This is a genomic window from Mucilaginibacter pocheonensis (genome assembly GCF_031456535.1).
GTDB lineage: Bacteria > Bacteroidota > Bacteroidia > Sphingobacteriales > Sphingobacteriaceae > Mucilaginibacter > Mucilaginibacter pocheonensis.
Genome location: NZ_JAVDUU010000001.1, coordinates 338,501 through 350,938 on the forward strand (window position 1 = coordinate 338,501; position 12,438 = coordinate 350,938).

A 12,438-nucleotide genomic window follows, 5' to 3' on the forward strand; every position below is an offset into this window, starting at 1 on the left:
AGTATGAGTAACACCAATCAACAGTTACCCCTTCAGGGAACTGGCGGGCGGCCGCCTCGTATCATCATAAGTGGGGGTGGAACAGGGGGGCATATCTTCCCGGCCATTGCTATTGCCAATGCTTTAAAAAATATTGATCCTAATACCGAAATACTGTTTGTGGGTGCCAACGGCCGGATGGAAATGGAGAAAGTACCTGCCGCCGGTTATAAGATCATTGGCCTCGATATTCAGGGTATACAGCGTAACTCTGTCTGGAAAAACGTAATGTTCCCGGTTAAGCTGATAAACAGTGTGCGCAGGGCGCTCAATATTATCAGGGATTTTAAGCCGGATGCGGCCGTAGGTGTGGGCGGTTATGCCTCAGGGCCGCTTTTGTATGCTGCGTCATTAAAAAACGTACCATACCTTATACAGGAGCAAAACTCCTATGCGGGTATTACCAATAAATGGCTGGGTAAAAATGCCCGTAAAATATGCGTGGCTTTTGATAATATGGATCGGTTTTTTCCCGCCGAAAAGATCATTAAAACCGGTAACCCCATCAGGCGCGACGCGGTGAATATAGCAGGCAAGCACATGCAGGCACTGGAGCTGTTCAAGCTATCGGCATTTAAGAAAACCGTCCTAATAACCGGCGGAAGCCTGGGTGCCCGCACACTGAACAACAGTATAGCAGCCGGGTTAGATAAACTGATTGCTGCCGATGTGCAGGTAATATGGCAAACCGGCAAGTTTTACTATAAACAGATCATTGAAAAGCTGGGCGAAGAATACCATCCCGATATAAAAATAAGGGAGTTTTTAACCCGCATGGACCTGGCCTATGCCGCTGCCGATATTATTATATCAAGAGCGGGCGCGGGCACCATTGCCGAACTTTGCATGATCAAGAAACCGGTGATACTGGTGCCATCGCCAAATGTGGCCGAAGACCACCAGACAAAAAACGCGCTGGCGCTGGTACAGGAAGATGCCGCGGCATTTTTGGCCGACAGGGACGCCGAAGCAAAACTGGTTGACAGGGCGCTTGAACTTTTAAACGACAGGGAATTGCAAAAGAAACTGGGTAATAATATTGGTAAAATGGCTATGCCGAGTGCCGATGAAACTATTGCCCGGGAACTATTAAAGATAATAAACAACAATTAAAATTAAGGTCCTCCTTCTCCCCAAAGGGGAGGGCCTATTTTTTAAAACGCAACAAAATGGAACTACGCAACATACAAAGGGTTTACCTGGTTGGTATAGGCGGCATCGGGATGAGCGGTCTGGCCCGTTATTTCCATCATTTAGGTTGTATTGTTTGCGGGTACGATAAAACTTCGACGGATCTGACAAATGATCTGCATAACGAAGGCATACAAATTATTTTTGACGACAGGATCGATTGGATACCCATGAGCTTTCAAAAGCCATGTGATGATACGCTTATAATTTACACTCCGGCCGTTCCTAAAGACTCGGCTATTTTAAACTATTTTAAAAATAAGGGTTTTGAGTTGTTTAAACGGTCGCAGGTTTTAGGTTTGATCAGTAAAAGCTCATTTACCATTGCCGTTGCGGGTACGCATGGCAAAACCACCACCTCAACCATGGTGGCGCATTTACTGAAAGATTCCGGCAATGATTGTTCGGCGTTTTTGGGTGGCATATCATCCAATTACCAAAGCAATGTATTGTATGGCAAAAGCAATGTAATGGTTGTTGAGGCCGATGAGTATGACCGCTCGTTCCTCACCCTGTATCCTGATGTGGCCATCATTACTTCAATGGACGCTGACCACCTGGACATTTACGGCGATCATGAACATTTAACAGAATCATTTAAACTATTTGCATCGCAGATAAAAAGCGGGGGCACACTGGTACATAAAAAGAACCTGCCGTTAGATACCGGTTACACTTATGCTCTTGAAGATACCACTGCCGATGCCCATGCCGCGAATGTGCGCATTGAAAACGGCAGTTTTTATTTTGATTTTGTAAATGCTGATGTAACCATCCCGAACATCCTGATGGGTATTGCCGGTACACATAACGTTGAGAACGCGGTTGCCGCCATTGAAGCTGTATTGCGGCTCAATGTAAGCACCGATGCTATTAAAAGCGCGCTGGCGTCATTCAGGGGGGTTAAACGCAGATTTGAGTATATTGTAAAAACATCCGAACATATTTATATTGATGATTATGCGCATCACCCCGAAGAACTGCGGGCTTGCATATCATCGGTAAAAAAATTATATCCCGGTAAAAAGCTAACCACCATTTTTCAGCCGCACCTGTACACCCGCACCCGTGATTTTGCCGATGGCTTTGCCGAAGTGCTTGATATGGTTGACGAATTGATTATGCTGGATATTTACCCGGCGCGCGAACTGCCTATTGAAGGGGTTGATTCAGAGATGCTGCTGAACCGGATGCAGTTGCAAAACAAACGGAAACTGAGCAAACAGGAAGCACTGGACGCGGTAAAGGCTGAAAAGCCCGAATTGCTGCTCACAGTAGGCGCAGGAGATATCGACACATTGGTTCACCCATTAAAAGAAATATTGAATAATGAATAAAAAACTCATCTGGAAGCGCCTGCTGGTTGGCTTTGCCTGGGTATTTTGCCTGGGTGGCCTCATTGCGCTTATGAGTTTTATTGAAGCAAAAAAGGCCGCGGTTTTGTGTACCGCGGTAAAAGTGAACATACCGGGCAGTCAGTACTTTATTGATAAGCAAGAGGTTGACCAGATATTGCAAACCAGCAGCCATACCCTGATAGGCCGCAAACTTGAAAATATCAACATCCAGGACCTTGAAAATAAATTGCGGGCAAATCCATTTATTGAGTTTGCAAAGGTTTACACCGAGATGAATGGCGTTTTGCGCGTGGAGGTAAGTCAGCGGCAGCCTATACTGCGCATCATGAACCATTACGATATGGATTTTTATGTTGACCAGCATGGTTTAAAGATCCCGCTGTCATCAAACTTTACCGCGAGGGTACTGGTAGCCAATGGTTTTATTGAAGAGCTGTTTACCAACCATGTCGACTCGTTGCATACCAAAGTGGCCAAGGACCTGTTCCTCACAGCTGACTTTATACGCAAGGACTCGTTATGGGACGCGCAGATTGCCCAGTTATATGTGAACAAAGACCGTGAAATTGAACTGATACCCCGTGTAGGGAACCAAAGGATACTGATAGGCAATGCCGATTCGCTAAGCGTAAAGTTTACAAACCTGCTGGCATTTTATAAAAAAGTGCTGCCACAGGCCGGCTGGAACAAATACAGCATGATCAATGTAAAGTACTCCGGCCAGGTGGTTGGTATAAAAAATGAAAATATGAAGGCAGATTCAATTAAGGCGAGTAAAGCTACAAACCTTAAGCCTGATTCTGCTAAAATGACAAACGACACATCTCAAATTAATTAGGAATATGGACAAAAGCTCAACCCAGGAAAAAAGTTCGCCAATTGTAGTAGGATTGGATATCGGAACTACTAAAATATGCGCCATTGTTGGTCGCAGGAGCAAGAATGGAAAGATTGAGGTATTAGGAATTGGCAAGGCCGAATCTGCGGGCGTTACCCGCGGAATGGTATCAAATATTGATAAAACAGTGCAGGGTATTACCCAGGCGGTTGATGTGGCCGGGGCACAATCAAATGTTGACATTAAGGTGGTGTTTGTAGGTATAGCCGGTCAGCATATTAAAAGCCTGCAGCATAGGGGGCTGATAACCCGCCGCGACCTGCAATCAGAGATTGGCCGTAAAGACATTGATAAGCTGATCGAAGACATGTATAACCTGGTAATGCCTCCCGGCGAGGAGATCATCCACGTGCTGCCCCAGGAGTTTACGGTTGATAACGAGCCGGGCATAAAAGACCCTATAGGTATGGCAGGTGTAAGGTTAGAGGCCAATTTTCATATCATATCGGGCCAGGTTACGGCTATTAAAAATATTGTGAAATGTGTAAACAAAGCCAGCCTTGATAGCCAGGACCTTATACTGGAGCCATTGGCTTCTTCCGAGTCGGTATTGAGCGAAGAGGAGAAAGAAGCCGGTGTGGTATTGGTTGATATTGGTGGCGGTACAACAGATGTGGCCATATTTCATGAAGGTATTATACGCCATACCGCGGTGATTCCGTTTGGTGGTAACAGCGTAACTGAAGACATACGCGAAGGCTGTTCAGTAATGCGCAACATTGCAGAGCAACTGAAAGTGCGTTTTGGATCGGCCCTGGCTGATGAAAACAAGGAGAATGAGATTGTTTGTGTACCTGGCCTGCGCGGGCGCGAACCCAAGGAGATCTCGGTTAAAAACCTGGCTTATGTAATTCAGGCCCGTATGGAAGAGATCGTGGAACATGTGTACTATGAGATCAAATCATCAGGTTATGAGAAAAAACTGATAGCAGGTATAGTTATTACAGGCGGCGGCGCGCAGTTAAAACACCTGCGCCAGCTGGTTGAGTTTGTTACCGGGCTTGATTGCCGGGTAGGTTACCCAACAGAACACCTGGCCAAAAACGAGGTGCTGCCAAAAAACATATACGAGGAGCTGCAAAGCCCAACCTTTGCCACAGGCATAGGCCTGCTGATAAAGGGTATCCAAAAAACGGAATACATGAACGCGGCGAGTACTTCGGATGTTAAAACGGAGAAACCCAGGTACGAGCCTAAAACAAAAGAAGGTGGTTTATTTGACAGGTTGCTGAAAAAGAGCATCACCTTTATAAAGGACGATATTAATGATGAGGACTTTTTGAAATAGTGATGTGTAGTATTAGGTAGTTTTATATCAAAATCACGACAATCAAAGTCTTTTAAATGGCTTTCAAAAATCGCGATACATGATACAAACCACTTGATACAAAAAAGCAGAAAATTATTCACACAAAACTAACTTTTCCACATTATAGACATTTGTGGAAAACCTTTGTGGAAAAAGCCCTATTATTACGATGGTAAAATCTAAATATTGGTTGAATCACATATAGCTGAAAACGAAGATTATGCAGTTTGAGATGTTAAAAGAAAAATCGTCTATCATCAAAGTAATTGGTGTTGGCGGTGGCGGCGGTAACGCGGTAAACCATATGTACAGGCAGGGGATTACCGGTGTTGATTTTATAATTTGCAACACTGATGCCCAGGCATTGGAGCTAAGTCCTATACCTAACAAGGTACAACTGGGCGCCAGTCTTACTGAAGGAATGGGTGCCGGTTCAATACCCGAAGTGGGCAAAAACTCAGCTATTGAGAATATCGACGATATTAAGCAGATGTTGGGTGTTAATACCAAAATGCTGTTCATTACGGCAGGTATGGGTGGCGGTACCGGTACAGGTGCTAGTCCTATAATAGCCAAAGCGGCCCGCGAAATGGATATATTGACCGTGGGTATTATTACCACACCGTTTTCATTTGAAGGTAAACGCCGTAAAATGCAGGCTGATTCCGGCTTGGAAGAATTGAAAAAATATGTTGATTCTTTCCTGGTGATATCAAATGACAGGCTTCGCCAGATATTTGGGAACCTCACCATGAGCTCCGCCTTTGCGCAGGCCGATGATATATTAACAACTGCTGCCAAAGGTATAGCCGAGATCATAACCTTACCGGGTTATATCAACGTTGACTTTAAGGATGTGCGCACTGTAATGAAAGACAGCGGCGTATCAATCATGGGCAGCTGTACTGCCGAAGGCGAAAATCGCGCCTTAAAAGCCGTGGAAGGTGCATTGGCATCACCATTGTTAAAAGATAACGAAATTGAAGGTGCAAGGTATATCCTGTTAAACATCAGCTCGGGCCTTAAAGAGGTAACCATGGATGAAGTAAGCATTATTACCGATTATATACAGGAAGAAGCCGGATTGGCCGCCGACCTGATATGGGGTAACTGCGTAGACGATAACCTGGGCGATCAATTGTCAGTTACTATTATTGCTACCGGTTTCCAAACCAAGGACGAACGCGAAAAAGAGAACAGCAATAAAAAGATCATATCTATGCTGGAGCCTGAGGCCAAACCTTTGGTGAAGCCTGTGAACGAGTTTATTAACCCGGTAAAGGCCAACGCCGCAGCCGAGCCTTATATTAAGCACAAAGACGAGCCTAAGCAAACCGGCTTGTTTGATATGTTTGCCCGCCCTGAAGAAAAAGAAGAGGTGGTGATGAGGTATAACCTTGACGAAGAGGAAGCCGAAGAAGAGAATGAAGCAGATACCGCGGGTTTCACCTTTAAAATGGGCGAGCCTGAATCATACGCGCCAGTTAGGGAAGAAAGAATGCCTGAGCCGCCGCCGGCACCTGCTCCTGAGCCTGAGCCTGTAATTGGGGCCGATGATCATAAAACCAATGAATCAATAGAGGAGCAGCTTAAAAAATCGCGTGAGCGTATTATGCGCCTTAAAGACCTGAGCATGAAACTGCGCAGCGGGAACATACAGGAGCTTGAAAATGTGCCTGCTTACAAGCGCAAGGAAATAGCCCTGCAGGAAACCCCGCAGTCTGACGAAAGCCAGATCTCGAGGTTTAGCCTGATACCTGATAATGAAGGTAATACTGAGATCCGTAAAAATAACTCGTTCCTGCATGATAATGCGGATTGAGCGAAGGTAGGGACTATGGGACTTTGGGAACAATAGGACAAAAACCACAACAATAAGAAACCCGGAAGCCCATAAAGCTTCCGGGTTTTCTGTTAATCAGGGATGACTTAAAAGCCTTTGTGAAGTGACGAATGCTTTATTCACAGTTCGGTCTCAAAGTAACAAAGTCCTGTCATTTCATAGTCTTAAAGTATATCAGGTTATAACCTATTCTAAAAAGTTATAGCTATTGGTACAAGCCGTTAAAACGGCTATATTTGTATTTTTTAGTAATTATCTACAAAAGCATACTATTTTGGATTTATTTGATAAAATAACAAAAAGTTTGGGAGGGCCTATCGGGCAGCACCAGAAATGGTCGCACGGTTATTTTTCATTCCCGAAGCTGGAAGGGGAGATTGGGCCGCATATGCAGTTCAATGGCAAGGAACATCTGATCTGGAGCCTTAATAATTACCTCGGTTTGGCCAACCATCCCGAAATAAGGGAAGCAGATGCCCAGGCAGCTGCCGATTATGGAATGGCTTACCCTATGGGCGCCCGCATGATGTCAGGTAACTCCATACATCATGAAGAACTGGAAAACAACCTGGCCGCTTTTGTAGGCAAGCAAGCCGCTTTTTTACTAAACTACGGTTACCAGGGCATGGTGTCTATCATTGATTCGCTGGTTGACAGGAACGATGTTATTGTTTACGATGCCGAATCACACGCTTGTATCATTGATGGTGTGCGCCTGCATATGGGAAAACGCTTTGTTTACCAACATAATGATATTGAAAGCTGCGAAAAACAGCTTGAACGCGCTACCCGTTTAACAGAGCAAACCGGCGGTGGCATATTGCTGATCACCGAAGGGGTGTTTGGAATGTCGGGCGTACAGGGCAAGCTGAAAGAGATCGTGGAACTTAAAAAGAAATTCGACTTCCGTTTACTGGTTGATGACGCGCATGGTTTTGGTACCATGGGTAAAACCGGCGCCGGCACCCACGAGGCGCAGGATTGTGTGGACGGAGTTGATGTATATTTTGGAACTTTTGCCAAATCAATGGCGGGCATCGGCGCGTTTGTGGCTGCCGATGAACAGATAGTCCATTTTTTACGTTATAACATGCGCTCGCAAACTTTTGCCAAAGCGTTGCCTATGCCTATGGTAATTGGGCTAAAAAAGCGCTTTGAATTGTTAAAATCGAAGCCTGAACTGCGCGAAAAACTATGGTTGATAGCAAATACGCTGCAAAAAGGCCTTAAAGAACGCGGTTTTGACCTTGGACAAAGCAACAGTATGGTTACCCCTGTGTTTTTAAAAGGCGACCTGTATGAGGCCACCAGTCTTACCCGCGACCTGCGCGAAAACTATGGCATATTTTGCTCTATTGTGATATATCCTGTTATCCCTAAGGGACTGATCGTATTGCGGTTAATTCCAACAGCAGCCCATTCACTGGAGGATGTACAGCGCACGCTTGATGCCTATACTGAAATGAGCGAAAAACTAAAATCGGGCTATTACAAAGAAAATCGACTCGAAATAGCTTAACTGCTAACTGCTAAAAATATAACTAAGAGGCCCCGGTAATACGGGGCTTTTTGTTTATGCCTTGTTTCGTTTGGGCCACCAACGCCCGTTTCTACACTTTATACTTAACTTTTACTCGGAGGTACTAACATGTTCATGTCAGCGTTCATGGGCGTTCATGGTGTTCACGAACAGGTTCTTAAGGGTTCAGCGTGTTAGGCATTTCCCAACATTATATTAACGCGGCAAACCTGCCCTTTACCTAAAAGAATATTTTATTGTTCAATTGTGCTCACACTTTTTATTACCATATTTGTTATCAAACAGGTTTTAACAGTTTATCTAAATAATATCATACATATGCAAGAATTAGACCCCTCCGTTCTACAAAAAGTAAACACATGGCTTCAGGGAAATTATGACGCTGACATTAAACAGCAGATCCAGAAACTACTTGATGATAAAGCCTATACAGAACTAACCGATTCGTTTTATAAGGATCTTGAATTTGGGACAGGTGGCCTTCGCGGTATCATGGGTCCGGGGTCAAACCGGATGAATAAATACACGCTTGGCGCCGCAACCCAGGGATTGGCAAACTATCTGAAAAAGACCTACCCGGGCGAAAAGATCAAGGTAGCTATAGCCCATGACAGCCGTAACAACGCCGATTTTTTTGCTACAACTACCGCCGAGGTCTTTTCTGCAAATGGCATACATGTATATTATTTTGAAGCATTACGACCAACGCCTGAGCTTTCATTCGCAGTGCGCCACCTGGGCTGCAAAAGTGGGGTGATGCTTACCGCGTCGCACAATCCCAAGGAGTATAATGGTTATAAAGCATACGGCGACGATGGCGGCCAGTTGGTTGCCCCGCATGATAAAGCAGTAATGGATGAAGTGGCGGCTATTACCAGCGTCGATGATATAAAGTTTAACCGGGTTGATGAAAATATTGAGGTGATAGGCACTGATATTGACGATCTGTACCTGGCAGAAATTGTTAAGCTTTCTGTATCTCCCGAAGCTATTAAAAGGCAGAAAGACCTTAAAATTGTATACTCGCCAATTCACGGCACTGGCATTACCCTGGTGCCAAAAGCGTTGGAGTTGTTCGGCTTTGAAAATGTGATTCTGGTTGATGAACAAACCAAACCCGATGGTAATTTCCCAACAGTAGTATATCCAAATCCGGAGGAGAAGGAAGCCTTAACGCTGGCCCTGAAAAAAGCGCAGGAAACTGACGCCGACCTCGTACTGGCTACAGATCCGGACGCCGACCGTGTAGGCATCGCGGTTAAAAACACCGGGAATGAATTTATACTGCTTAACGGTAATCAAACAGGAAGCCTGCTGATCAATTACCTGCTTACTGCTTGGCAGGAGAAAGGTAAACTTACCGGCAAAGAATACATTGTTAAAACTATTGTTACCACAAACCTTATTGAGGCGATAGCCAAAGCCAAAAACGTTACCTGCTACAATACCCTCACAGGCTTTAAATATATTGGTGAGCTGATGACTCAGCTACAGGGCAAGCAAACCTTTATAGGCGGAGGTGAAGAAAGCTACGGTTACTTGATAGGTGAATTGGTGCGGGATAAAGATGCGGTAGTTTCAAGTGCTTTTATAGCTGAAATGACTGCCTATTATAAAGATAAAGGCAGCAGCTTGTTTGAGGCGCTTATTGATACCTATGTAACATATGGTTTTTATAAAGAGAAACTTATCTCGATCACCAAAAAAGGGAAAACCGGCGCCGAAGAGATCGTCGCTATGATGGATAAATTCAGGACAAACCCGCCAACCACGCTGGGTGGTTCAAAGGTTACTACATTAAAGGACTATGAGAAAAGTGTAGAAACCGATCTGAATACAAATACCACCAAACCTATCGATTTGCCTAAATCAGACGTTTTGCAATTTATAACTGCCGATGGGAGCATTATTTCTGCCCGGCCATCAGGTACTGAGCCAAAGATCAAGTTTTACTGTAGTGTGAACGGGAAACTTGCAAACAAAGAGGCTTACAAAGAGACCGACGAACAACTGGAAGCAAAAATTGATTCCATCATGAAGGATCTGGGAGTTTAACTCTTTTTTAATAAACAGGAAAGGCACCCCAAAAGGGTGCCTTTCCTGTTTATTTGATGCCCTCAGCTTGTTATATATGTTTTGATTTTAAACCGAAAAGTCATTGAATAGGCATGTTATCCTCCTTAAGGGTTTCGCGATTTTATTATAAAAGATGATAATTTAATGCCTTGCTAAAACCTTTTAAAATAAAATTTTAATATATTTCAGATAACCAAAGGCTTTTATATTTTTACAGTTACCATTAAAAAATCTTTATGCTTACCAGAAGACACTTTATAAAACTAAACGGGATTGCTACTGCAAGCCTGAGTCTTGGTGTTACACCATCTTTGTTTGCCAGTAGCTTGCCGGCTTTTGAAAGCCAGAGACCAAAACTGGCCAATCGTAAATTTACCAGTAAGGCGGTTGAAGCCATTATACAGAAAGTTAAAAAGGATATTAAAGATCCTGAACTGGCATGGCTGTTTGAAAACTGCTATCCAAATACACTGGATACTACAGTGAACTATTCAGAAGCAGGGGGCAAACCCGATACTTTTGTAATTACAGGTGATATTAACGCCATGTGGATGCGCGATTCTTCGGCGCAGGTTTGGCCTTACCTGCCGCTTATAAAAAATGACCCGGCGCTTAAAAAGCTTATTCAGGGTGTACTAAGCCGGCAGGCCAGGTGCGTGCTGATTGATCCGTACGCCAACGCCTTTAATGAGGGGCCTACAGGCAGCGAATGGGATACAGACCGTACCGACATGAAACCCGAGCTGCATGAGCGTAAATGGGAAATAGACTCTTTATGCTACCCGGTAAGACTTGCCTATAATTACTGGAAGATTAGTGGTGATACCAGTTTTTTTGATAATAACTGGCAAAAAGCCGGTAAGGTAATTTTGAACACTTTTAAGGAGCAGCAACGTAAAGAGGGTAAAGGCCCTTATCATTTTCAACGCAAAACAGAGACTGCCAGTGATACCGCGCCTAACAAAGGCTATGGCAACCCGGTAAAGCCGGTAGGCTTGATCTGTTCCATCTTCCGTCCGTCAGACGATGCTACGATCTATCCTTTCCTCATACCTTCAAATTACTTCGCGGTTACCAGTTTAAACCAAATGGCCGAAATGTATGCTACCATTGGTAATGACAGCGAAACTTCAGCAGCCTGCAAAACACTTGCGGCCGAAGTTGACGCCGCGCTTAAAAAGTATGCGGTAGCTCAGCACCCCGAGTATGGTAAAATATTGGCATTTGAAGTTGATGGCTATGGTAACCAGCTTTTCATGGACGACTCCAACGTGCCAAGCTTGCTGGCGTTGCCTTATCTTGATTCGTTGCCGGTAAATGACCCCTTATATCAAAGCACCCGCAAGTTTGTATTGAGCGAAAGCAATCCATATTTCTTTAAGGGTAAGGTTGCTGAAGGTATTGGCGGACCACATGTTGGCATTGGATATATATGGCCCATGGCAATTATTATGCGCGGGTTAACATCGAACAATAAGGACGAGATAACGGAGTGTCTCAGGTTATTAAAAACTACCCACGCAGGTACAGGTTTTATGCATGAATCTTTTAATAAAGACAATGCTGCTGATTTTACACGTAAATGGTTTGCCTGGGCTAATACTTTATTTGGGGAACTGATCATAAAAATACATCAGCATTACCCGGATATATTGCAAAAAAGCATTTAATATATAAATATTATTGAAATATTCTTTTATTTATTCAATATGATATAAAAATATTATCTTATTATATATTTAATGAGTATTGAAATTATTAAGCCGGTATTATATGATGTATTTTTGAGATTTTTATTTTTAATATAATATTATATGTAGTAAATATTGTTAAAAGCGATAAAATGTGGAAAAAAAGCGCTTTTAAGGAAGTATTTTTTTGCTTCAAAAATTTTTAATTAAAAAAAAACATTATAGATTAGCTTTAATTAAAACAATAAACCTCAATAATTTAAAAGGAGTAATTAAATGAAAAAATTTACTGAAGTAAAAGAGCTCGTAGCATCTTTGGAAGCTGACGCCGACAAATTCTACAACAAAGGAAACAGCGCTGCCGGAACCCGGGTGCGTAAAGGCATGCAAGATCTTAAAAACCTGGCTCAGGCTATCCGTCTGGAAGTACAGGAAGCGAAAAATAAAGAAGCTAAGTAAGGTTTTTCTTATTCCAATAAAAAACCCGGTTAGC

Annotated in this window: 9 protein-coding genes; all 9 read left to right on the forward strand. The window is 43.6% G+C overall.

Going from position 1 to position 12,438, the window contains the following annotated elements; all coding sequences use genetic code 11:
* The first annotated feature begins 3 nt into the window (after positions 1–3).
* The 9 genes from murG (at position 4) to J2W55_RS01495 (ending at position 12,404) form a co-directional block, all read left to right on the forward strand.
* A complete protein-coding gene (murG, locus tag J2W55_RS01455) occupies positions 4–1,152 on the forward strand; it encodes an undecaprenyldiphospho-muramoylpentapeptide beta-N-acetylglucosaminyltransferase (RefSeq protein WP_310093456.1) in 1,149 nt (382 codons plus the stop codon).
* 56 nt (positions 1,153–1,208) lie between these two features.
* Positions 1,209–2,567 carry a UDP-N-acetylmuramate--L-alanine ligase gene (gene murC, locus J2W55_RS01460; RefSeq protein ID WP_310091145.1) on the forward strand — a complete coding sequence of 453 codons (1,359 nt, stop codon included), beginning with the start codon at positions 1,209–1,211 and terminating at the stop codon, positions 2,565–2,567.
* On the forward strand, positions 2,560–3,426 hold the full coding sequence (locus J2W55_RS01465; protein ID WP_310091147.1) for a cell division protein FtsQ/DivIB: 867 nt from the start codon (positions 2,560–2,562) through the stop codon (positions 3,424–3,426). Before murC ends, J2W55_RS01465 begins: the two co-directional genes overlap by 8 nt.
* Positions 3,427–3,430: 4 nt before the next feature.
* A complete protein-coding gene (gene ftsA / locus J2W55_RS01470; RefSeq protein WP_310091149.1) occupies positions 3,431–4,774 on the forward strand; it encodes a cell division protein FtsA in 1,344 nt (447 codons plus the stop codon).
* Positions 4,775–5,015: 241 nt separating this feature from the next.
* The gene (ftsZ, locus tag J2W55_RS01475; RefSeq protein WP_310091151.1) at positions 5,016–6,617 is read left to right on the forward strand and encodes a cell division protein FtsZ; all 1,602 of its coding nucleotides are present in this window, start codon (positions 5,016–5,018) and stop codon (positions 6,615–6,617) included.
* Between the two features lie 295 nt (positions 6,618–6,912).
* On the forward strand, positions 6,913–8,157 hold the full coding sequence (locus J2W55_RS01480; protein ID WP_310091153.1) for an aminotransferase class I/II-fold pyridoxal phosphate-dependent enzyme: 1,245 nt from the start codon (positions 6,913–6,915) through the stop codon (positions 8,155–8,157).
* 339 nt (positions 8,158–8,496) lie between these two features.
* Complete coding sequence (locus tag J2W55_RS01485; RefSeq protein WP_310091155.1) at positions 8,497–10,233, forward strand: phospho-sugar mutase; 1,737 nt, start codon at positions 8,497–8,499, stop codon at positions 10,231–10,233.
* A gap of 257 nt (positions 10,234–10,490) precedes the next feature.
* Entirely contained in the window at positions 10,491–11,924 is a 1,434-nt protein-coding gene (locus tag J2W55_RS01490) for a glycoside hydrolase family 125 protein (RefSeq protein WP_310091157.1), read from the forward strand.
* 297 nt (positions 11,925–12,221) lie between these two features.
* On the forward strand, positions 12,222–12,404 hold the full coding sequence (locus J2W55_RS01495; RefSeq protein ID WP_172336490.1) for a BF3379 family histone-like protein: 183 nt from the start codon (positions 12,222–12,224) through the stop codon (positions 12,402–12,404).
* The last annotated feature ends 34 nt before the right edge of the window (positions 12,405–12,438 follow it).